General features: G+C 44.4%; 23 protein-coding genes and 1 pseudogene. 15 read left to right on the plus strand and 9 right to left on the minus strand.

What is annotated here, in order from left to right:
- The first annotated feature begins 112 nt into the window (after positions 1-112).
- Both QQL36_RS26085 and QQL36_RS26090 read left to right on the plus strand, forming a co-directional pair.
- Complete coding sequence (locus tag QQL36_RS26085; RefSeq protein ID WP_321567278.1) at positions 113-1,030, plus strand: hypothetical protein; 918 nt, start codon at positions 113-115, stop codon at positions 1,028-1,030.
- Positions 1,027-2,439: a C1 family peptidase gene (locus QQL36_RS26090; protein ID WP_321567279.1), complete on the plus strand. Its 1,413-nt coding sequence runs from the start codon at positions 1,027-1,029 to the stop codon at positions 2,437-2,439. Before QQL36_RS26085 ends, QQL36_RS26090 begins: the two co-directional genes overlap by 4 nt.
- 81 nt (positions 2,440-2,520) lie before the next feature.
- Here the strand turns inward: QQL36_RS26090 and QQL36_RS26095 are convergent, their stop codons facing one another.
- Positions 2,521-3,405: a hypothetical protein gene (locus QQL36_RS26095; RefSeq protein ID WP_321567280.1), complete on the minus strand. Its 885-nt coding sequence runs from the start codon at positions 3,403-3,405 to the stop codon at positions 2,521-2,523.
- Positions 3,406-3,650: 245 nt separating this feature from the next.
- Here QQL36_RS26095 and QQL36_RS26100 point away from each other — a divergent pair, with 245 nt between their 5' ends.
- From QQL36_RS26100 to QQL36_RS26110, 3 genes are all read left to right on the plus strand, one after another.
- A complete protein-coding gene (locus tag QQL36_RS26100) occupies positions 3,651-3,971 on the plus strand; it encodes an ArsR/SmtB family transcription factor (protein ID WP_083724952.1) in 321 nt (106 codons plus the stop codon).
- Between the two features lie 279 nt (positions 3,972-4,250).
- Entirely contained in the window at positions 4,251-4,514 is a 264-nt protein-coding gene (locus QQL36_RS26105; RefSeq protein WP_321570560.1) for an SRPBCC family protein, read from the plus strand.
- 105 nt (positions 4,515-4,619) lie between these two features.
- Positions 4,620-5,153 (plus strand): DUF4256 domain-containing protein, encoded by a 534-nt coding sequence (locus QQL36_RS26110; protein WP_321567281.1) that lies wholly within the window; start codon positions 4,620-4,622, stop codon positions 5,151-5,153.
- An 83-nt stretch (positions 5,154-5,236) separates the two neighbouring features.
- Here the strand turns inward: QQL36_RS26110 and QQL36_RS26115 are convergent, their stop codons facing one another.
- The 5 genes from QQL36_RS26115 to QQL36_RS26135 form a co-directional block, all read right to left on the minus strand.
- Positions 5,237-6,937: a family 2A encapsulin nanocompartment cargo protein cysteine desulfurase gene (locus QQL36_RS26115; RefSeq protein ID WP_321567282.1), complete on the minus strand. Its 1,701-nt coding sequence runs from the start codon at positions 6,935-6,937 to the stop codon at positions 5,237-5,239.
- A complete protein-coding gene (locus tag QQL36_RS26120) occupies positions 6,924-7,844 on the minus strand; it encodes a family 2A encapsulin nanocompartment shell protein (protein ID WP_083724944.1) in 921 nt (306 codons plus the stop codon). Before QQL36_RS26120 ends, QQL36_RS26115 begins: the two co-directional genes overlap by 14 nt.
- A 220-nt stretch (positions 7,845-8,064) precedes the next feature.
- On the minus strand, positions 8,065-8,532 hold the full coding sequence (locus QQL36_RS26125; RefSeq protein WP_083724942.1) for a hypothetical protein: 468 nt from the start codon (positions 8,530-8,532) through the stop codon (positions 8,065-8,067).
- Positions 8,533-8,560: 28 nt separating this feature from the next.
- Positions 8,561-9,988, minus strand: coding sequence for a glycoside hydrolase family 28 protein (locus QQL36_RS26130; protein ID WP_321567283.1), 1,428 nt, complete (start codon positions 9,986-9,988; stop codon positions 8,561-8,563).
- Between the two features lie 241 nt (positions 9,989-10,229).
- Positions 10,230-11,066: a methylated-DNA--[protein]-cysteine S-methyltransferase gene (locus QQL36_RS26135; RefSeq protein WP_083724938.1), complete on the minus strand. Its 837-nt coding sequence runs from the start codon at positions 11,064-11,066 to the stop codon at positions 10,230-10,232.
- An 86-nt stretch (positions 11,067-11,152) separates the two neighbouring features.
- Between QQL36_RS26135 and QQL36_RS26140 the strand changes: the two genes are divergently transcribed.
- The 3 genes from QQL36_RS26140 (at position 11,153) to QQL36_RS26150 (ending at position 12,459) form a co-directional block, all read left to right on the plus strand.
- Positions 11,153-11,716, plus strand: a complete 564-nt coding sequence (locus QQL36_RS26140) for a PhnA domain-containing protein (RefSeq protein WP_083724936.1) — start codon at positions 11,153-11,155, stop codon at positions 11,714-11,716.
- 180 nt (positions 11,717-11,896) lie between these two features.
- A complete protein-coding gene (locus QQL36_RS26145) occupies positions 11,897-12,259 on the plus strand; it encodes a hypothetical protein (RefSeq protein WP_321567284.1) in 363 nt (120 codons plus the stop codon).
- Complete coding sequence (locus QQL36_RS26150; RefSeq protein WP_321567285.1) at positions 12,256-12,459, plus strand: hypothetical protein; 204 nt, start codon at positions 12,256-12,258, stop codon at positions 12,457-12,459. Before QQL36_RS26145 ends, QQL36_RS26150 begins: the two co-directional genes overlap by 4 nt.
- Before the next feature lie 81 nt (positions 12,460-12,540).
- On the opposite strand, the gene QQL36_RS26155 is transcribed toward QQL36_RS26150, so the two are convergent.
- On the minus strand, positions 12,541-12,723 hold the full coding sequence (locus tag QQL36_RS26155) for a hypothetical protein (RefSeq protein ID WP_179091188.1): 183 nt from the start codon (positions 12,721-12,723) through the stop codon (positions 12,541-12,543).
- Here QQL36_RS26155 and QQL36_RS26160 point away from each other — a divergent pair.
- Both QQL36_RS26160 and QQL36_RS26165 read left to right on the plus strand, forming a co-directional pair.
- Positions 12,722-13,477: a helix-turn-helix domain-containing protein gene (locus tag QQL36_RS26160; RefSeq protein ID WP_179091187.1), complete on the plus strand. Its 756-nt coding sequence runs from the start codon at positions 12,722-12,724 to the stop codon at positions 13,475-13,477. The genes QQL36_RS26155 and QQL36_RS26160 overlap by 2 nt on opposite strands.
- 48 nt (positions 13,478-13,525) lie before the next feature.
- Positions 13,526-14,401 (plus strand): hypothetical protein, encoded by an 876-nt coding sequence (locus tag QQL36_RS26165; protein ID WP_321567286.1) that lies wholly within the window; start codon positions 13,526-13,528, stop codon positions 14,399-14,401.
- Here the strand turns inward: QQL36_RS26165 and QQL36_RS26170 are convergent.
- Positions 14,396-14,979 (minus strand): annotated as a pseudogene (locus tag QQL36_RS26170) (suppressor of fused domain protein). The gene QQL36_RS26165 and the pseudogene QQL36_RS26170 overlap by 6 nt on opposite strands.
- 113 nt (positions 14,980-15,092) lie before the next feature.
- On the opposite strand from QQL36_RS26170, the gene QQL36_RS26175 reads away from it, so the two are divergent.
- A complete protein-coding gene (locus QQL36_RS26175) occupies positions 15,093-15,323 on the plus strand; it encodes a hypothetical protein (RefSeq protein WP_321567287.1) in 231 nt (76 codons plus the stop codon).
- 53 nt (positions 15,324-15,376) lie between these two features.
- Here the strand turns inward: QQL36_RS26175 and QQL36_RS26180 are convergent, their stop codons facing one another.
- The gene (locus QQL36_RS26180) at positions 15,377-17,761 is read right to left on the minus strand and encodes a discoidin domain-containing protein (RefSeq protein WP_321567288.1); all 2,385 of its coding nucleotides are present in this window, start codon (positions 17,759-17,761) and stop codon (positions 15,377-15,379) included.
- 100 nt (positions 17,762-17,861) lie between these two features.
- Between QQL36_RS26180 and QQL36_RS26185 the strand changes: the two genes are divergently transcribed.
- Genes QQL36_RS26185 through QQL36_RS26200 form a run of 4 tightly spaced genes read left to right on the plus strand, consistent with a single transcriptional unit; the run spans position 17,862 to position 21,349 of the window.
- Entirely contained in the window at positions 17,862-18,587 is a 726-nt protein-coding gene (locus tag QQL36_RS26185; protein ID WP_321567289.1) for a DUF72 domain-containing protein, read from the plus strand.
- 22 nt (positions 18,588-18,609) lie between these two features.
- A complete protein-coding gene (locus QQL36_RS26190) occupies positions 18,610-19,722 on the plus strand; it encodes a tetratricopeptide repeat protein (protein ID WP_321567290.1) in 1,113 nt (370 codons plus the stop codon).
- Positions 19,723-19,752: 30 nt separating this feature from the next.
- Positions 19,753-20,442 carry a DUF2461 domain-containing protein gene (locus QQL36_RS26195; protein ID WP_321567291.1) on the plus strand — a complete coding sequence of 230 codons (690 nt, stop codon included), beginning with the start codon at positions 19,753-19,755 and terminating at the stop codon, positions 20,440-20,442.
- Between the two features lie 43 nt (positions 20,443-20,485).
- A complete protein-coding gene (locus QQL36_RS26200) occupies positions 20,486-21,349 on the plus strand; it encodes a serine hydrolase (protein ID WP_321567292.1) in 864 nt (287 codons plus the stop codon).
- Positions 21,350-21,357: the final 8 nt, after the last annotated feature.

The raw sequence follows: 21,357 nt of genomic DNA on the forward strand, positions 1-21,357 counted from the left end.
TTATTACGGGAAAAACACCCTCCTCATTTTCGTCTTTAATCCCATTGTTACAGACATGCCTCCGGGTTAGTTTTGGTAAAGCAATGTTTTATTCTTTACTAAACTTATGATCATGTTTGTAAAATCTCTATTCACAGCACTGGTCTCCTTCGCTCTTTGCAACAGCATTTCGGCAATACCGGCCTTTCATTCCTTAAGGGATACTCTTCCCACTACCCCAACCGATACTGTTCCAGCGGCGGTTTACACCCCTTCTGCACCAGCAGCTGTAGCAGTATCAGACGATGACGACGATACCAAAAGCGTACTCACCCCTTTACTGAGCTACAACTTTTCCAGTGGAAAAAACAACCTCTCCAATCTTACACCCGTTATCAACTACGGATGGATCAAGACAATCGGAAAAGCATTCTGGGGCCGGGCTAAATGGGAACTAGCCATTAATCCTTATTCAGCCGGACAAATAGACGTGAAGGATTCGGCCAACTATCTCCCTGCCCTCATGCTGCCTGGCATTGCGGGTATCAACATCAACAACTTTTTTACGTTCAATGAAAATGGTAACGGGCATTTTATTCTCTATCCCGTGAATTTCGCATTAAAACTGAACACTAATTTCCAGGACTCAGGCCGGATTATCGCACAGTATAACGTTCGCTGTGGTATGGGCTTCCGGTATGATGATCATTTTCAGATAGGGATACAACATACCTGGGCATGGCATAACCTGACATCGGAATCAGAAGAGAGTTTTAAAAAGGTATTCAATACAGAGAAGAGCCGGATTTCTTATGTGACGGTGGTATTCGAAACCTATTTCAATACTTCGCATGAAGCCAATACAGATGTGGACGGTAATGATAAAAGCAATGTATTATTCCTGGAATGGAGATGCCTGACAAACAGAAATGATTTCAAGGGATTTCCTAACGATCGTATTCTCACACTTGGGTTCAGGAAAACACTTAATCTTTCTAATCTCAGCCTCGCACCAGGAGCAGCTGCAAGAAGCAGAAACGCAGCAAGATGAAAAAGTTGATCATTGCACTCATACTGTCAATTTGCATGACGGCCTGCACGCCACCTGATGTACCAGGAGGACTACTACTACCCGAACCGGATTCACTCAAAGAGTTTCCGCTTGCTGCCTCTTCCGGACGCAAGGTGGAACTCCGGCTGGCAGTGGATATGGAACCAGTGCTGCCTCCCGCTGGTGATCAGGGAAAACAGGGATCCTGTGTGTCGTGGGCATTGGGGTATAACCTGTTCAGCTACTATGAAAGAGCGCATGCAGGGTTGCAGGATTATGGCATCTCTCAGGGTATCCCTGATCCAAGAAAAGTGTATAGTCCTGCGTTCATTTACAATTACCTGAAGCAGCAGGTCATTCCCACTGATTGTCAGCGGGGTATTTTGTTCAAAGATGCGTTTCACATCATTATGAACAAAGGTAATTGTCAATGGGCCGATTTTCCCTATCATTCGGTGCAGGATGGGTGCAAGGGCGGTGTAACGACGGCCAGCATTGATGGTGCAAGCAAACATAAAGGGTACCGCTTTCAGCGGATCACAAAATCGGAATATGATTTTAAAGTGCAGGTGCAAAGTGGGTACCCGGTGATTATCGGGGTCTATACTTCGGAAAGTTTGTATGATGATGGGAAAAATGCGGATACCACCCGAAAGTTTATCTGGAACCCGGCACAGCGGGATAAATGGGAGTACCACGCCATGCTGGTGGTAGGGTACGATCAACAGTATTTCAAACTAATGAACTCATGGGGAGCAGACTGGGGGAATAAAGGATTTGTGTGGATACCCTACAAGAAACTACTGGACCGGACGGTGGAAGCTTATACAGCAGAGAAGCTCGTCCCTGATAGAGGCATCGCCGCTATACCGTTCGCCATGGATTCGACTATTAAGCACCGTAAACATATGAGTTTAAAATTACCGGATAACTCATTCATTGCTTTTGATAATTTCTCGATGAATCTGAACAGGATGAATGCAAGTGTTTCATTCAGTATTTTTGATTCTACATCTAATCATCCCTACAAGGGATATTTGCAGGAAGGCGAGCAGAAGCAGTTTTATATATCGGATTCTCTGGTGACGATCTATTCTGATTTTACGAATAACAAGGTAAGACCGGTTCATATGAACATGAAGATTGATAGTGGTGTTGTAGATGAGAATATCAAAGGGATTGATTCGATGCTGCGGGAGAATTACAGCTATCTGAAAAGTAAAAAGAACCTGACGGAAGGGGATAAAAGAATGCTGAAAGAGTTTGTGAATTGGGAGGGGAAATACCAGATGGTATCCAACACCAATGATAACAATGACAGCGTAAACTGGAAATTATTAACTGTTCTGCTTTCCCTGATACCATTAGGCGTGTGGGCTTTCCGACAATGGAGGAAAACCCGGTCGTAGTCAATAACCTTCGGTTTGGGCCGAAGGTTATTTTTAAATAATTTTTCCTGTTCTGTCTCACTTAAATGAGTGCCAGATTGATTATAAACTCAGGTCTTCATAGAACACCACCGTCTCAGGTGCCTCCGGCAGGTACATAATCTCCACAGGGCCTGTGCCCAGCTTATGTGTTTCCAGTAGTGACACAATTTTCTTTGTCACCACGCTATGCCGGATCCCCTGCTTATCAGTAAACTCAATATTAAATGCAACCTGTGGTTGCTCATTAATATACAAACCTGTTTGATTGTAACTCAAAATCTCACCCTCTGCCTTCACGCCGTACATGACCATACGCACAGCGTTTTTGGAAGCACCTGACACTTTACCGATCATACCAATCAGAAATCCAATAAAGAGTGCAGTACCCAGGTTAATCAGGGGGATTAGCGTCCATGGATGTGGCAGCACAAAATAGCGCCAGTCCGCAGACACAGGATAATACACGGCTACCCCAATCAACACCAGGAATATAAATGTATAGAGGTATACCATCGGTACATTGCGGATTACCTGTATACCTTTGGGTACGACCAGTCCTGCTTTTTTTTTCATATTCACGCTCAATTCAATCTGACTACCTTTTTCATATCTTCTTTCAGCAGGCTTACTGTCCATCAGCTGATAACCTGCTTCTACAGGGGTGCCAGCGAGGTTTGTAAATGCGAGCCGGAGTTGTAGCACAGCTGTTTGTTTGATCACGCCTTCCTGCACTTTATTTTTCACAGTGGCGATGATGGTAGTACCTTCTTTAGCATTCTTTAAGATTTCTGACTTGTTGGCGAAGACAGTCTTCACGTAAAATCGCCCGTAAAAAGCAAGCAGTAATATCCATCCTACAATTGCAATACCAATGGAGATGTAGGTGAAGTTGGTAGGATCTTCGGGCACTTCAGAACCATCAATTGAAGAATAATAAATGATCATCGGTAGGACAACAGTAAAGGCTAACGTGTATAGGGCCCAAAAAGAAATGGTTAAGTTAGGTTTTCTCATAATGCTATTTTAACGACAAACATCAGACCACAATTGAATTGGCTGAGTATAATCCGGGATTTTCAGACCTTCTATTGTAGAGGTATTTGATGCGGTCTGGGTCATTTGTTTTCATTAAAAATATATTTGTGTAGTTAAATGACTACGCATATATTTGTACACAAATACCTTCACCCATGATAATCAGAAGAGACGTGTTTCAGGCCATTGCGGACCCGACCAGGAGGGCTATTCTAATGCTGGTGGCGTCACAGGCGATGACTGCCGGATCTATTGCCGCAAACTTCAATACTGCGCGACCTACCGTGTCAAAACACCTGGCTATTCTAACTGAATGTGAGTTGCTTGAACAACAGCAAAATGGCAGGGAAATTTACTATCACCTGAACCCAAATAAGATGAAAGAGATTGCTGATTTTATTGAACCATTCCGGAAACTATGGGATGACAGGTTCAATAAGTTGGAGGATATTATGAAAAACTACAAGAAGAAATAGGTCACCCATTCCTTAATGTACTTTCCGTAAAGGAGGATAAAAGGGATGATATTACGAAACCTGCAAATAGAAATAAATGGAACTGAAGACTAAAATCCACGCTGAAGAAGGTCAACAGCAACTCACCATTACGAGGGAGTTTGAACTGCCTGTAGAACTGTTATTCAAGGCATATGAAGATGCTGATATTGTAGCCCAATGGATGAACACAAAAGTTAAAAACTGGAAAATAAAAAATCCGGTAGCTGGCAGTTTGATACCAGCGATGGGGAAGGTAAAATCGTCTTCACGGCAAGTGGTGTTTATCACGAGTTTGTGCCGAATAAAAAAATCACCCGCACTTTCGAAATGGGGAATGCACCTTTTGATGTGCAACTGGAATTCCTTGAATTTGAGGCCCTGGATGAAGATAACAGCAAACTCACTATGCAGATTATATATAGATCGGGAGCATTGAGAGACCAGATGCTGAAATTGCCTTTCAGACAAGGTTTAAATATGGCACATAATCGCTTACAGGAAGTCGTTAACAAATTAAAATAACGATAAAAGTATCGATATCAGGCATGCTGAAATTCCCTTTCAAAAAAGGTCTAAACATTGCACTCAATCAATCATAGAAAGTTGTAAAAAAATTGAAATAACCGTATGAGTACTGAACTGCTGAAAATATTAAAAGCCCGTTTTGAAAAACATGCAAATCGCCACAAAGGAATTGAATGGGCAAAGGTAGAAGCAAAACTAATTGCCAGTCCAAAGAAATTAAAAGTTCTCGGTATTATGGAGGAAACTGGCGGAGAGCCGGATGTGATTGCATTTGATAAAAAAACAGGGGAATATACTTTCGTAGATTGTTCGCCAGAAAGCCCTAAAGGCCGCAGAAGTGTGTGTTATGATCAGCAGGCGCTGGATGAAAGAAAGGAAGCAAAGCCAGCGGATAGTGCTACTGAGATGGCGGCGGCAATAGGGATAGAGTTGCTAACTGAGGAGGAGTATAGGGGGCTGCAGGAATTGGGGGCGTTTGATCTGAAAACTTCCAGTTGGCTGGTTACGCCAGCTGCTATCAGAAAATTAGGTGGGGCAATCTTTGGGGATCGCAGATATGATCAGGTGTTTGTTTATCATAATGGGGCGCAATCTTATTATGCTGCAAGGGGGTTTAGGGGATCGTTGAAAGTGTAAATCCCCTTCCAGATCCTACCTCGCAATCCTTAGCTAATCAAAACCATACAACCACCTCTCCTTAAAACTATAAAAGAAACGCCTCACAAAGGAGAGGCGCTTCTTAATTTCCTTACTGTATTTACCAATGCATCAATATCCGTACAGGTATTATAAAACGCCAATGACGGTCGCACACTACTTTCTAACCCAAACCGCCGCAGTATCGGCTGCGCACAGTGATGGCCGGAACGTACAGCGATACCATTATTGCTTAACGCCGTCCCCACTTCCTCTGTACGGAATCCCTGTAATACAAACGATAGCACGCCTGCCTTATCCGGCGCCGTACCAATCAATCTCAATCCAGGAATATCCTTGAGTAACCGCGTAGCATATTGCAATAAATAATGCTCGTACTGGTGTATTACCTCTATGCCTATACTGTTTACATAATCAATAGCAGCACCCAATCCTACTGCATCGGCTATATTCCCCGTACCTGCCTCAAAACGGGCAGGTGCCGGTTGGTATTTAGTATGTTCAAAGGTCACATCACTGATCATGTTTCCCCCACCCTGCCAGGGTTGGGTTTCATTCAGTAAAGCTTCCTTGCCATATAATACACCGATTCCCGTAGGACCAAATACCTTATGCCCTGAAAATGCAAACCAGTCGGCATCCAGATAGCGCACATCCGCTTTCATGTGCGATACGGATTGAGCTCCGTCTATTAATACTTTCGCTCCTGCCTGGTGTGCAAGGTCTGTCATCTGCTTCGCAGGCGTTACAGTACCCAACGCATTGCTCACCTGCGTGAAGGATACCAGTTTGGTTTTCGGGCCTAATAAACGTGCATATTCTTCCAGTATGATTTGCCCATCTTCATCTACAGGCGCAACTTTCAATATGGCTCCTTTTCTGGCTGCCAGCTGCTGCCAGGGAACGATGTTCGCATGGTGCTCCAAATGAGTCACTACAATCTCATCGCCAGCTTTGATGTTTTGATCACCCCAGCTATTTGCTACCAGGTTGATGGCTTCTGTGGTACCACGTACGAATACAATTTCGTTCGGACTACCTGCATTCAGAAAGAGCTGTACCTTTTTGCGGGCTTCTTCGTATGCATCTGTGGCTCTTGCAGCTAATGTGTGCGCCCCGCGGTGAATATTGGAATTCTCATGCTCATAGAAATAGCTAAGTCTTTCAATCACGTGCCTGGGTTTCTGCGTTGTCGCAGCATTGTCCAGCCAGATCAGCGGACGGCCGTTTACATATTGATTGAGAATGGGGAAATCTGCTTTCACCCTGTTCACATCAAAAGGCGCAGCGGCAGTAATAGACTGGCCATCAGATGGTATGAAATAATAAGAAGAGTCGGTAAAAGGCAACTGTCCCGTCGGCACATACTGCGTTATTCCCTTCAACGCCGCCTGTAACTGCTCCTCAAACGTATTCTCATGCTCCAACGGCAATGAAGAAGGCGTTCTACCCCCGCCTGTAGAAGTAAGCGTAGAAGTATTCACCTGGCTCCCCAGCCCTCCAATCTTCGGATCCTCCCCTAACTGCTGCGCAGAAGGAGACTTCCCACTCCCCGCCACAGAAGCCGGTATCGGCCCCCTGCCACCCGGAAAATGCGGATCATGCAAACTGGTCTGAGGCTCCGCCATATTAACGGTCTCCCCATGTTGCAGCAGGATATCATTATGTGATGAAGATACTGGCTGTTGCCCCGGTTGCGCCTGGAAATACTGATTCGCCAGTTGCTCAAGGAACGCAGTTTCTATTGGATTACTTGTACTCATGATATTTACCGATTTCTACGTCTTCAAGTACAGCTATGGCGTCATCTACCAATACTGCCAGCGAACAATACAGTGATACCAAATATGAAGCGATCGCACGCTCATTGATACCCATAAATCTTACGGATAATCCCGGTGACTGTTCGCCCGGCAAGTTAGGCTGGTACAGCCCCACCACACCCTGCCTGCTCTCACCAGTGCGGATCAGGAGGATCTTGGACTTACCTTTCTCTACCGGTACTTTATCAGAAGGAATCAGTGGCACCCCTCTCCATGTAATAAATTGCGAGCCAAAAAGGGAAACTGTTGGCGGCGGTACACCCCTGCGGGTACATTCCCTGCCAAATGCTGCAATGGTAAGCGGATGTGTCAGAAAGAAACCCGGCTCTTTCCACACCTTTACAAGCAGGTCATCCATATCATCCGGTGTCGGTGCACCTGTACGGGTTTTGATGCGCTGTGAAGGCGCAATACTGCTCAACAGACCGTACTCCTTGTTGTTGATTAATTCGCTTTCCTGACGTTCTTTGATTGCCTCAATCGTCAAACGTAATTGTTCACTGATCTGGTTATAAGGTTTACTATACAGATCTGACACACGGGTGTGTACATCCAGTACTGTGTTCACCGCTGTCAACATATACTCTCTTGCATCCTCGATGTAGTCGACGAATGTTTGAGGAAGTGTACGTTCGTCACGACCACCACAGTCTACTTCTACCTGGGTAGCATCTTTCACCCTGTTCAGGCGATAGATCCCGGATTCTACAGGTATCCAGCTTAATAAATGGGTCAGCCACCGGGGGGTAATAGTACTCATCTGAGGAACGGTACGTGTGGCGATGGCCAGTTGCCGTGCGGCCACATCACCTAAAGCAGTTTGCTGCCTGGTCTTTGATTCTGCCATGGGGATAGCGTTTTTAATAAATGATTAAAGAAAGATAGATCATCAGGACTGACTGGTGGGATCAGTTCTTCATGTGGTGGTTAATTAATACGGACACTATATTAAAGTAAATCTTTGATATAAAAAATCTTCCTGCTTAGTCTATCAACCCAATATATTAAGTAATAAACCCGCTTCAGCGTTGAGCCAAAGCGGGTTTCACCTTATTATTAGTTAAATGTTAAAACTTAAACATCTTGCCTAAATCATTCAGGTCCACATCACCGTCATTATCTTTATCCAGGCCAAATTTTGCACCTAAACTGCTTAATCCACTCAGGCTGCCACCGCCTCCCAGAGAGGCTAAGATCTCCTGGATGCCACCCTGTCCACGCAGTGCGTTCAGGATACCAGGAATCAGTGTAGCTGCGATGGTGGTAGCTACCTGACTGTTGATGCCGAACTTCTGCATGATGTTGGTAGCAAAGTTATTCTCCATGTCTTTTGTTTCAGGCGTGTCCCCATTGGAGGATAACATTTCAGAAATTTTGTCGGTCTGACCACTGGTTACCAGACCTGTTACTTTAGAGAGGATGACATTCTTCAGTTCTTCCACAACCCCCTGGTTGTGTTCATTTGGTATTGCGGGATTGTCAGCTACGCTTTGCTGACTGTGCTGCTGGATCAGAGATGATAATTGCTCGAACATATGTATCAATTTTGGACAAAGATAATTTTTAAAAGGATAGCGTTTTCGCTTCGATATGTGATGTATTCATTTCCTTCTTTTCAGGTACTTTTACATGCCTCAATAGTATAGCCTTTACATCCTCAAACATTAATGCAGATCTGGAATCTCCACGTCGCACGTCTACTTTAAAATTCCACATTTGAATACTATCCGCATGCATTACATACAATCCCCATGCAGGCAAGTCTCCAAACATGGTGAATTCCGGATAGCCAGCTGGGTTATCCGGTACTTCATTGATCGCACCTTTTACACGCTCTCCCTGATAGACCACTTCAATATCCATGAGCTGCACATTTTTCACCGGATGCCCAGGTAACCCTGCAATCACCATCGGTAGTACATATTGAATCGGCATCTTCGGTAATGGCCCTTCCTGCGGATACCCGATGTCAGGTTTACCTGCCGGTATTTCCGCCTTTACCTTTTCAATCACAATATTATTGACCGTACTGTATCTGTCATCTGTATTCCGCTTCCCCAATCGTATAAACAAGGCATTGCCGGTGTTCGTGGCATTCACCCCACTCACATGCACATTCTCTATAAATCCCCCATCTACTGCCTCCAAAGCTATCGCTGAACGATAAGTGTCAAACACCGTAATGTTCTTTACCACAATATTCTTAAACCCTCCCAGTGATCCAGTGCCTAATTTAAACCCATTCGCACTGGAACGCAGCGTACAATTTTCTACAGTGACATCCTCACAAGTCCGCGCCGCAGTTTCTGACTTCAGACATATTGCATCGTCTGCCGCATTGAAATAACTGTTCTTAATCACTACATCCTTTGAATCAACAATATCTACCCCATCATTGTTCCAGTAAGCCGTACTTTCTACATTAATTCCATCTATCACCACATGGGTACACTCCTTATAATTCTGCACCCAACAGGCAGCATTCTTTAAGGTCACCCCCTTTATCCGTACCCCCGTACAGTTTTCAAAGTACAACAGGTTGGGCCTGTTTTTTTCAGTTGGTCTTTTTTTCAACCACTCCTCATCCTGGATCTTCCCCTCACGCAAGCATTGAATGGTATTTTCTACCAACTCCCTACCCTGTCCATCAATCATTCCTTCTCCTGTAATACCCACGTTTTGCTGCCCCTTACACACAATCAACGCCGGACCACTGTAGTGCATCCGCTCCGTACTCCCGAACAAAATGGCGTCTTTATCCAAATGTAATGTGACATTACTTTTTAACTGCAAAGGGCTAGTCAGGTACATCCCCGCAGGAATCATTACTGTCCCGCCCTTAAGAGTAGCGGAATCAATCGCCCGCTGTATAGCATTGGCGTTATCAAAATTCATCGTAGACTTTGCTCCAAAGCGGGTAATAGGGAACTCTGTTTGCCCCCGGGCCTTCACACTCAGGAAGACCAGCAATAATATGACAGTACTTTTCATTACACAATAAATATAATATCTTTATGCCATGCGACTCTCAATATATTCAGATATTTACGGAAAGATTTTGTTACCCTTCAGGTTAGTTGACCTTTATTACACTATGTGATCTTCAAATATCACTTCTACGGTCATACGGGTGAACCTATAAAAAGGAAAAGGACATCAACCGTATCACGACCTCTTTAAAAATTAAAGAACTGGAATTTAATGAAAGCGGCATTCCCGGAGAAAGTTGTACCTATAACCCTGCCTTCGCAGCTTCCCAGCCTATGATCGCCGTTTTTCGCGTGCTCCCCCACATATATTCCCCGAATGTACCACTGGATTGTATCACCCTGTGACAGGGAATTAAATATGCTACTGGATTATTGCCAATGGCTGTTCCCACTGCCCGCGATGCATTCGGATTCCCGATATTGGCAGCGATCGCACCATAGGTAGACAGTTTTCCTAAAGGTATCTTCAATAAACTCTCCCATACCTTCAGTTGAAAATCCGTTCCCCGCAGGTGTAATTTAATCTCTGGTAGTTTAGTCCAGTCATGCTGAAAAATGAACAATGCATTTTGTTGCAACAAATCCAGTTTGCGTACAAAAGCAGCATTCGGAAATTTCACTTTAAGATCTTCCAACGCCCGCACTTCGTCCGCATCAAATGCCATATAACAAACACCCTTTGGCGTAGACGCTACAATCAGACTTCCAAACGGACTCTCAGCAAAACTATAATTGATCAACAGATCCTTACCGCCATGCTTATATTCAGCCGGAGTCATACCTTCAATCCCAATAAATAAATCATGTAAACGACTGGTACTCGACAGCCCGGTTTCATAGGCGGTATCAAAAATAGTCGTTTCCTTCAGCATCCCCTTGGCATATTCCAGACTGATGTATTGCAGAAATTTCTTGGGACTTGTGCCTGCCCATTCCGTAAACATTCGCTGGAAATGCGCCGGACTCAGGTGCACACTTTCTGCTACCGCGTCCAGGTTCGGTTGCTCCCGGAAATGGTTCCTGATATAGTCAATTGCCTCTGCAATCCGGGAATAATTAATATGCTCCTGTATTTTCATAATACAAATGTCCTGATTCCTGTCAATACAGAAAATCCGAAATATGCGTTTATCTTTGCACCTTTTATATAGAAAATAAACCATTTATGAGTACAACTATTACGCCTGCATTAAGGGAGCGCAGTAACGGCACATGTGAACTGTGCACGGGTGAAGATGCCTCGATAGCCTTTGCAGTGAGTCCCAAAAACAATGATGCAATTGAAAATGAAGTGGCGATTTGCAACACCTGCGCTGCCGCCATGGAAGATGCAACAGCAGCTATGCACTGGCATGTACTGGCTGGTAGTATATGGAATCCGGAGCCCAGCGTACAGGCCCTGAGTTATCGCCTGCTATACAAACACAAAGACCAGGAATGGGCAGCCGAAATCATAAATGGAGTAGAAATAGATGAATCAGTGAGCCACTGGGCACTGAGCGCATTCGAAGTAAAAGCCGTTCATCGTGACAGCAATGGTACTGAACTGGAACACGGCGATACCGTGGTACTGACACAGGGCCTGAATGTAAAAGGCGCCAACTTTATGGCCCCCAAAGGAACGATTGTACGTAAAATCAGATTAGTCAGCGACAATCCCGAACAGATAGAAGGAAAGATCAATGAACAAACCATTGTGATCCTTACGAAATATGTTCGTAAATCATAAATGAAAAACCTGCGGAATTTCGCAGGTTTTTTTTATTAATATAAAACAATTATCCCACCCCTCTGTTTGTATTACATCACAACCAATTGTCCTCCCTTGCCTGCCATTTAAAAAATGATTACCGCCATGTAAGAATTGAATATTGCCCCCAACAGACATTTGTGACATATTTGCATTTAGTTGCAGTTAGTAAATGAATTAGCATCGGATTCTATCAACCATATCCTCGTCAACCACACTAGCGCAAGCGGCAACCTCATGATCCTGCAGCGTGCCGGTAGCAACGTGGCCCGCGTGAACAAAGCCGGCCGTGGTTTCTTCAATGGTGGTACACAAACAAGTGGTGCTGACGCAGCAGGAGCTTTTGCTATAGAAGGTAAAATTTCTTCTTACAGTGCTACTGAAGATGACCGCACTGTTGCCCTTTCTTCCGAACCATACTCTACGCTCGTCGTTGGTGTGTATGCCACCAAACCAGGTGTGCTACTCACCGAAGACGAGGAATTAAAAGGTGAACTGACCGACAAAGTACCAATGGGGTGATTGGTGTGATTCCAACCAAGGTCTGCAGTGAAAATGGGGCTATTAAACGTGGCGATCTGCTGGTAACTTCCAGCAAAGCGGGTCATGCTATGAAAGCTGATATTGACAAGGTGGAACACGGACAGGTGATTGGTAAGGCACTGGCCAATTTTGATGGCAATGGAACAGGTGTTATTAAAGTGCTGGTGAGTATCAAATAATAGGAACCAATATACTGTTGTAGTTTTGAAAAAGCGCCTGCATATTTTTGCAGACGCTTTTTTTGTAAATTGAAGTATGATTTATGCGCTAACCTGTGGCAGTATATTTTTACTGTCCTTTTTACTGATCAGTACCGCAGAGAAGATAAATGTGCCGGCAAATCGCTGGCTGGGGGCTTTTTTCTTATGTGTAGGATGTGGTATCGCCTCTATGATCGTCCCAACCAGGTGGATACCTTTAACTGAGCTTACCCGGTTTGCCATGGCGCCAGCACTTTATCTTTGCGTACTACATTATACAAGGGGGGGCAAGAAAGCTGCTTACTGGCATTTCTTACCGGCAGGGTTGTTTTTTATTTTCACTGTACCTGAAATCATTTACAACAAACATCTCTTTTCCTTACCTGCACCCTACTCACCCATTTTGGGCTGGATCATGGGCCGGATTATAAAGATACAGTTATTCATATACGTCTCTCTGTCTATCTACCGCCTTATGAAGTACCCGATGTACATGCCCTGGCTCAGGTATTTGCTATGGAGCATCTGCTGCCTGATGCTCATCTGGTTCAGCGGTCTTAATCAATACGCGGTGGTGGTGACCATTTTCGGAATTGGATTTTTGGCTATCCGGCAAAAGGATTATCAGCCACGTCCGGTTCAGGCTCCCATTGCTGATGATTTAAAAGCCCGTCTGGAGGATTTAATGACCAGACACAGGGTTTTTACAGACAGTGACCTTAACCTGCCCTTATTGGCCGAAAAAATGGGAATAAGTGTCCATGACCTGTCCGCATTATTAAACAACGGCTATGGCCAGAACTTCAATCAATTCATCAATACCTACAGAATCACCTTGGCTAAGCAGCTCCTGCTTTCTGAAAAACATGCCCACCTGAGCATACTGGGAATTGCCTTTGAAGCAGGCTTTAATTCCAAGACCACCTTCAATACCACCTTCAAAAAAGCGACTGGTCTATCCCCTTCAGACTGGAAAAAAAGTGGTTCGGAAATATAGTTCGGAACGCCAGCACCCGCGCTCCATGGTAGTATTGTGAAAAAAACCATGAGAAAAATTTTGCTTTCTATCCTAAGTGGATTATTGGCCGTGGCAGTTTTTAGCCGGATTGCCATCAGGTATTTTGACTTTTTACCGATGCCCTGGATATGGGGATTGACAGCATTGCTTACTATTATAATAATCATTAAACCATCGAAACAATGGATCTGCTTTGCCATCTCATTTGACCTGATCGTTTTTGGCTGGCAAAAACTCTTTCACCAACAGGCCAATGTTCCCCAATCGGTACTCGACATGCCATTTAGTTCCCTGCCTGCCGATACGGTTAACTGGGCGTATTTCCAGTATTCTTACCCCTATATGGTAGCCATTGCGCTGACCCAGATTATCTGTTCCTTCCTGTTGTTATTCAGAAAGACCCGGCTATTGGGATTGATTATGCTACTACCTGTCTTATTGAATATCATGATGATAGATGTTTTTTACCAGATTGGCGTGGGAGCGTTGCTTCACGCAACTATTTTATTTGCCGGAGTCATCTATCTGTTAGCGGGGTATTATAATCAGTTAAAGCAGGTATTTTTTCAAAAAAATGAATGCAATACTTATATTGTGCTTGCGGCGGCAGTACTTCCATTTTTGTTAGTCGCTACTGCTCCTTCTACAGACAAAAACCCATCCATTACAGGCAAGTATAATGTGGAAAATCATGCGCTCACCACCGTGTATTTAGAACATTTTAATGATGTAACCCTGCAATGGGGCGATGTAAACCACCGATACACTGGTAAATATCAGTACCGGGGGGATACGCTCATTGCTGGGCCCTTACAAGGTATTATTAAAAAAGAGATGGATCATCTTACAATAACAGGCACACTGGAAAAGGATTCTGTGCATCTTGACATGATCCGGTTATGACCGTCTTTCCAAATCGGTTATCAGCAAAGGATTAGTCTTAGCTAATTCTGTCAGTACTTCCTCCACAGCTGTTCTTGTATTGGATTTTTGAATCCGCTCAAGCTCAGCTGTGGTAATTCCTACTATTTGCAGGAAGGTGACCTCACCATTCGATGTATCTATACGATCTGCTTCCGGGTCTTTGATAAAAGCCAGACCAGTAATATCTGTATCCGTTCAAGACGGATAGGCCCATTAGCTGGTATATACTGAAATTCCTCAAACCAATTACCGGAAGTAAATACATAGCGGGCCAGGTTGTTCATCATATTTATCACCCAGGTTGGCTTGTCCGGATCACCCGCAAATGGCGTTACACGCATAGTCAGTTCAAACCCCCATTTGCTGAATTCACCACCTGCGGCTTTTTCGTTATAATACAATTCAGAAAAACCATAACTCACTATATGAAAATGTTCTTCCTGCTGATTGCTTTTGTAAATACTTGTGCCATCAAGTGGATCTTCCCCACCTGCTGCATAGTGTAACGGTGGGGCATAATGTGCTGGTTCCTGACCTGGGTAAATTTTATCTAACACATTGTCAATGGCCGTCCAACCAACAGTATCGTCCTAGGTAAACAAACTTTTATACGCTTCTGGTGTCATAAAAATAAAGAATGCCAATTTGCACAAAGGTAAACTCCTCATTAATGCGCAAGGTGTCAATTTCAGAAATGCGCCTGCTGCTTTGCTGTCTGACCATCGATCAGCAAGCACCTGATATGATCATTCTGGATGAACCGACGAACAACCTCGATATTCAGAATGTAGACATTCTCACAGCAGCCATCAATGCTTACGATGGTACATTGATCGTCATTTCGCATGATCAGTATTTCCTGGAAGAAGTACGTGCAGTCAGGGCAATCGAATTAAAATAAAAAACCGTCCCGGCATCATCACCGGGACGGTATTAACCTATGTTCACACAATTTTATTGTACAATAATCTTGTGTGACTGACCGCCAGCGGATATGATATAAATCCCCTTAGGCCATCCTGAAACGTCCAGTTGCAGTTGGTTTACATCCTGTTTCAGGAGTGTGGTATACATGGCTTGTCCGTTCATACTGTATACGCGCAGTACGGTAGGTGATTTAATACCTTGTACCTGTATGTTGAGGATGTTCGATGTTGGATTTGGAGAAGTGTTTAGTGAGAAATCAACAACTGCTGTTGTGGTTTTCTTTGCAGATGCGGTAGTTACGGCAGTCACATCACCTCCATGAATCACAACTTCCCACAATGAAATGCCATAAACCGTAGCACGTTTCAATCCATATAAACGTACGTATCGGGCATTTACTGCCGGGAAACTAACGGTTTCCGTGCCCCCTGTACCATTCGTCACGACTTTTTGTACTGTCCAGTTAAGCGTATCTAAAGCCGTCTCAATACGATAGCTGGTCGCATACGCGGCTTCCCATTTGAGCACCACTTCTGACACAGAATGCACCGTATCAAGGTCTACCCTTACCCATTGGCTATCCTTGAATGCAGATGACCATCTGGTAGTCGAATCATTTCCATCAAATGCATAAATGGCAGGGAAATCAGCTGTCTCTATAGAAGAAGCAACTGCCTCTTTGCCTGCGGCTAAATCTTCAGCCTGTAAGACGAAGTTAACCCAGTTCAGGTTGAACTGATCACTATCCATATAGACTTTCAGCACCTTTTTACCCGTGGTCAGCACCGGCGTAGTCACATTCACGGTAGTCCATGTCTGCCAGCCACCAGTAGTAGGTACACTGATCGTACCAGTAAAGTTCTGTCCATCCAGTTCAGCATGGAAAGCCTTGCCGGTAGCAGTGGTGGCAACCCGCGCCTGGAAGGTATATACACCAGCCTGGGTAATATTAACCGTATATTCCAGGTATTCAGTCGTGTGCAATGCCCCCACGTCATAGCCGCCGTTAGCATCCGTACAGCTTTCAATATCTACACTTTCAGTAGTTCTGTACTGTCCCAGTGTATTGCCTGCATCATAGTCATGATACGCAACCCCTTCACCGCCATTATCAAAATTTTCCGCTTCAATTTTTCCGGGAATGGTCCATGCGCTGCCACCATACGGGCTTTGCGCAGCACTACCATATACCTCCAGTTCATAGATAGAATAGCCATAAGCGGTAGATCTGGCCGTACCGTAAATGCGTACATAGCGGCCGGTGCCACTGAGACCTGTTACATCATTGGTCAGCGTGGTATTGCCACTTACAGATTTAATCGTTGTCCAGGTATTCGCATCCGCAGATACCTGTATCTGATATGCAGTAGCAGATGCTGTTTCCCAGGTGATCTTTACTTCGTTGATGTCATAATTCGCACCAAGGTCTACATACACCCATTGCGGATCGCTATAGGCCGAGGACCAGCGGGTGGTGTAACTGCCATCAGTAGCATTACCAGCTACATAGGTCGTACTGGTTTCTACAGAAGAAGCTATGGCTGTTTTGCCTTTGGCCAGGTTCTGCGGCACATGTGTACTACCAGAACATACGGTACCTAAGGTGCTGTAAATAGAATTGATATCACCATATTCGGTAGCAATATCCCAGATCATAATCCCACCATGAGACTTTGCTAAGGTCGCCTTTTGAATATGCTCTGCCGTATTATTGTCTGAACTATAAAAAGGTACGCCCAGCATGCGTTTGCTTTGCGGTACGCCCCTTGATGTCCAGTAAGACACAGAGCTGCTGGCCAGACTGTAATTACCATAGCACATAATGTTCACGAGATCCAGCATGGAGACGTCATCATAGTGATCACCATTGTTGGCTGCACTCTCGGAAACCGCGGCGGTAAACAGTTTGCCCATGCCGTGGATCTTAGTACCCAGGGCCGTCGCCAGTGCATTCCACTTAGCCTTGGTAGTAGGGTATTCCCAATCCAGGTCAATGCCGTCCAGGTTGTACTGGGTGATCAGGTTTCCGCAGGCCGTGGCGAGGTTATTGATATAAGTGCTATTACCGGAGATGGTTTCGAATGGCGTGTTGCTGGGTGAAGAATCCAGCCAGCCTCCGATAGACAACAACACTTTTACATTGGCAGCATGTGCACGTGTCACAAGGTCGGTCAATGAAGAGCTATTGTCTACAGCACCAATTTTACCATCGGTGCCCGGAATGGCAAAAGCATACATAATATGCGTGTATTTGGTATAGTCGATCTTCGAAGGGCTGTTGATGTAGTAACTACCTCCGGCTACCCACGAAGGGTAATACCCTACGATGTTGTAACATGATACCTGTGAGAAGCATTTCACAGAGAGCATGACGAGGAATAAAAGAATGATTACTTTGAGTTTTTGCATCATGAGATGTTTAATGGTTTTTCTGTTGAATGAGGGAAATTGATGAACATAGGCATGATTCAAATATAATTGTTTATAATGTATTATCAAATCAGATATTAATATGAATAGCCTGTATAAATCGGGCACCAGCGGGCTTGTACTGCCTGTTCCCAACAAAGCTGCTTTCCCGCCGGAGTACCGGGATAAGAGCCGGCTTACTTACTATTCCAGTTTGTTTAACAGCATTGAAATCAATAGCTCATTCTATAAAGTACCTAAAGGTAGTACGGTAAAAAAATGGACGGAAGAAGTACCTCCTCATTTCGTATTTACCTACAAATTATGGCAGGAAATTACCCATGTAAAAGGGTTCGCATTTAATCCCAAAGATGTGTTAAATTTCATGACTGTCATTGATCAGTCAGGGGATCAGAAAGGTTGTTTGCTGGTACAGTTTCCTCCCTCCCTGACCATCGACGCCTTTAGCCAGGTAGAATCTCTGCTGTCGCTGATTTCAGAATGGAAAGTAGCATTGGAGTTCAGACATTCCAGCTGGTATATCAGCGAAACGTTTGAGTTGGCCGACGAATACGGCGCCAGTGTAGTCCTGCACGATATTCCGAAATCAAAAAATACCCGGTTAAATAACAAAGCCAATTTTGTTTATCTTCGGTTTCACGGTCCGGCTGGCGACTATAAGGGAGGTTATACCCATGCACAGCTGGAACAACAAGCTTTACAGATCAAAGAATGGATGAGAGATGGAAAAGAGGTGTATGTGTATTTCAATAACACCATCGGGGATGCAATTACTAATCTGATGACATTGAATGCATTGATCGGTTAAACGGAAAAAAATATCCCTATATATGAAAAAATTTATCGCAACCATTTGTTGCTGTTGCGCCCTGTACCAAAGTCACGCCCAGGACAGTGTCCTCTTTAAAAGGCTGGCCCGGACAGAAAACTGGCAGGACATAATCACTGTCACCACAGTGCCTGACACCTTATCAGCTTCCGCATTGAATTACCTGGGTATCGCTTATCAAATGTTATCACAGGACAATATGGCGATCACCATCTTTGACAAGGCCAGTGCCAAAGCACCGAAAGATCCCCGCTCCTATTACCTGAAAGGCACTATGCTCAATCTGAGGCAAAAATACAGAGAGGCGATTCCCGTATTCGAAAAGGCACAGGACTGCGATGTCAGTGCCCGCAACTATGTAGGATTGGGTATTGCCTATCGTGGGTTAAATAAAATTCCCCAGGCGCTGGATATGTTAACAAAAGCAAGCGAACTACCCGATGACGACGGCCATGCCAATGTCATGATAGGCCAGATTTATTCTGAACAGAATGATAATGAAAAAGCGCTGGCTGTTTATTACAAGGTGAAAGATAAACTGGCCAAAGATGGGGAGGACTACCAGACTGCCTGCATCGGCATCTGTGATCTTGAAATCAAAGAAGGCAGACATGAGCTGGCCTTGCCGGTAGTGCAGGAATTGTTGGAAATAGACACAGCGAATTACATAGCGATGACCAAAATGGTCCAGATCTGCTATCAGGATAAGGATTATATAACAGGCGACAGATACAAGGCGAAATTGTACGCGGCACAGCGGGACGGTAACCTGGACGGAGAGCTGAATGACAGGTTTTGTATTGACTACTTTAAATGGAATAAGAAGAACGTGGTTGTATATGAAAGATATGAGCATGGTACATCCGACAAAATTTATAACAAGATCATTTTTACTATCATGGATCATCCTGACTCCGTTGAAAGGACGATCCAGACAGAATATGCTCTTCCTATTGAAGAAAGCAAACCTTATATACTCTGCGGAACAGATAACGATGGCCATACCAACTACGGCCTGAGATTCGATGACAATACACAGTATGAAGAACTGAAAACGGCCGTGCTGAAAATACTGGATAATAAAAAACAAGCTGTAGCAGGTAGTGCTCATTAGGATTATCTTTGCCATTCAATTTTCATTGTCATGGCAAAACAATCACAGGTGATAATACCTGCATCCGGATACGATTTTCTGGAGAAATTAAGAAAGAATAATAACCGCGAATGGTTTAATGAGCATAAAATAGCTTACCAGCAGGAGCTGCTGCATATTGAAAACTTTGCTGAAGCCCTGTTGGCTAAAATGAATGTACACGACCTGATTGAAACCCCATCCGGTAAAAAAAGCCTTTACCGCATTTATAGGGATACCCGCTTTTCCCAGGATAAAACACCTTACAAAACACATTGGAGTGGTAGCTTTAAACGTGCGACAAAACAGCGCAGGGGTGGGTATTATTTTCATATAGAAAAGGGGAATAGCTTTGTAGCAGGTGGATTCTTTGCCCCTGTACCGGCTGATCTGAAACTGATCAGGGACGACATCGCCTTTGATCCTGCGCCCTTGCAAAAAATCATACACAGTAAAACATTCACTTCTGCTTTTGGTACATTACAAGGGGAGCAGTTAAAGACGGCTCCAAAAGGTTATCCTGCAGACCATGAAGCCATAGATCTGTTGAGGTATAAACAATATCTGTTGATCAGGAGATTTACGGATGAGGAAGTAATGGAAGCATCTTTCCTGGAAGAAGCCAATAAAACATATAAGGCGATGCGCCCGTTTTTTGATTATATGAGCGAGGTACTGACCTCTAATAGCAACGGGGAATAATTCAGGACTACCGTAATTCGGTAAGATTTTTTATCTTACCAATATGAAGTATTTCTTTCTTGCGCTTTTGCTCCCAACTCTCGCCTTCGCCCAGCACGACCCAAAGCTGGAAAACGGCCTCCGCGATGTGATCTCCGGTTTTCATGGGGATGTAGGTATTTATGTCCGTAACCTGAAAACCGGCCACTACGCCGAGATCAATGCAGACAGCATCTTCCCTACCGCCAGCATCGTAAAGGTGCCTATACTGGTAGGCGTATTTGACAAGATAGAGAAAGGGGAACTCCAATACCACCAGCCACTCATATACAGGGACAGCGCCAAATACGGAGGCTCCGGTATTATGCAATATTTTAAAGACAGTTCAGACACAGAACTAAGCGTTCTCCTCGCCCTCATGATGTCGTACAGCGACAACACGGCTTCCCTATGGAACCAGTCCCTCGCCGGCGGTGGCGAACGTATTAACCAGCTCATGGAGCAGTACGGTCTGCACGTCACAAAAGTGAACTCCCGTACAGCCGGCAGACAGGAAATATGGAAAATCTACGGCTGGGGCATGACAACTCCCCGTGAGATGACCACCCTGATGATCAAAATCCGCAATGGAGAAATCATCAGTAAATCCGCTTCTGAAAGAATGTACCGGCTCATGACCCATCCTTATTATGACGAAGGGGCTATCTCCGCCATTCCTCCATATGTACAGGCTGCTCACAAATCTGGCGCAGTAGACGAATCCAGATCGGAAGTCGTATATGTGAATGCCCCACATGGAGAATATGCTTTCTATATCGGCACGAAGAATATTGCCGACAAAAGCTGGACGGATGACAATGAAGCGTCTATCCTGATCAGGAAAGTCTCCAAATACCTGTGGGAATACTTTGAAAATAAAAAGGCATGATATTTAGA

It is taken from the genome of Chitinophaga sp. LS1, from assembly GCF_034274695.1.
Classification (GTDB): Bacteria; Bacteroidota; Bacteroidia; order Chitinophagales; family Chitinophagaceae; genus Chitinophaga.

Excerpts from the sequence above, each read along its gene's own strand:
- QQL36_RS26185 (WP_321567289.1), top strand. The coding sequence starts at position 17,862 with ATGAATAGCCTGTATAAATCGGGCACCAGCGGGCTTGTACTGCCTGTT.
- QQL36_RS26110 (WP_321567281.1), top strand. The coding sequence starts at position 4,620 with ATGAGTACTGAACTGCTGAAAATATTAAAAGCCCGTTTTGAAAAACAT.
- QQL36_RS26095 (WP_321567280.1), bottom strand. The coding sequence starts at position 3,405 with ATGATCATTTATTATTCTTCAATTGATGGTTCTGAAGTGCCCGAAGAT.
- QQL36_RS26180 (WP_321567288.1), bottom strand. The coding sequence starts at position 17,761 with ATGATGCAAAAACTCAAAGTAATCATTCTTTTATTCCTCGTCATGCTC.
- QQL36_RS26100 (WP_083724952.1), top strand. The coding sequence starts at position 3,651 with ATGATAATCAGAAGAGACGTGTTTCAGGCCATTGCGGACCCGACCAGG.
- QQL36_RS26090 (WP_321567279.1), top strand. The coding sequence starts at position 1,027 with ATGAAAAAGTTGATCATTGCACTCATACTGTCAATTTGCATGACGGCC.
- QQL36_RS26115 (WP_321567282.1), bottom strand. The coding sequence starts at position 6,937 with ATGAGTACAAGTAATCCAATAGAAACTGCGTTCCTTGAGCAACTGGCG.
- QQL36_RS26135 (WP_083724938.1), bottom strand. The coding sequence starts at position 11,066 with ATGAAAATACAGGAGCATATTAATTATTCCCGGATTGCAGAGGCAATT.
- QQL36_RS26200 (WP_321567292.1), top strand. The coding sequence starts at position 20,486 with ATGAAGTATTTCTTTCTTGCGCTTTTGCTCCCAACTCTCGCCTTCGCC.
- QQL36_RS26160 (WP_179091187.1), top strand. The coding sequence starts at position 12,722 with ATGGCGCCAGCACTTTATCTTTGCGTACTACATTATACAAGGGGGGGC.
- QQL36_RS26140 (WP_083724936.1), top strand. The coding sequence starts at position 11,153 with ATGAGTACAACTATTACGCCTGCATTAAGGGAGCGCAGTAACGGCACA.
- QQL36_RS26165 (WP_321567286.1), top strand. The coding sequence starts at position 13,526 with ATGAGAAAAATTTTGCTTTCTATCCTAAGTGGATTATTGGCCGTGGCA.
- QQL36_RS26130 (WP_321567283.1), bottom strand. The coding sequence starts at position 9,988 with ATGAAAAGTACTGTCATATTATTGCTGGTCTTCCTGAGTGTGAAGGCC.
- QQL36_RS26190 (WP_321567290.1), top strand. The coding sequence starts at position 18,610 with ATGAAAAAATTTATCGCAACCATTTGTTGCTGTTGCGCCCTGTACCAA.
- QQL36_RS26175 (WP_321567287.1), top strand. The coding sequence starts at position 15,093 with ATGCGCAAGGTGTCAATTTCAGAAATGCGCCTGCTGCTTTGCTGTCTG.
- QQL36_RS26120 (WP_083724944.1), bottom strand. The coding sequence starts at position 7,844 with ATGGCAGAATCAAAGACCAGGCAGCAAACTGCTTTAGGTGATGTGGCC.
- QQL36_RS26155 (WP_179091188.1), bottom strand. The coding sequence starts at position 12,723 with ATGGCAAACCGGGTAAGCTCAGTTAAAGGTATCCACCTGGTTGGGACG.
- QQL36_RS26125 (WP_083724942.1), bottom strand. The coding sequence starts at position 8,532 with ATGTTCGAGCAATTATCATCTCTGATCCAGCAGCACAGTCAGCAAAGC.
- QQL36_RS26195 (WP_321567291.1), top strand. The coding sequence starts at position 19,753 with ATGGCAAAACAATCACAGGTGATAATACCTGCATCCGGATACGATTTT.
- QQL36_RS26085 (WP_321567278.1), top strand. The coding sequence starts at position 113 with ATGTTTGTAAAATCTCTATTCACAGCACTGGTCTCCTTCGCTCTTTGC.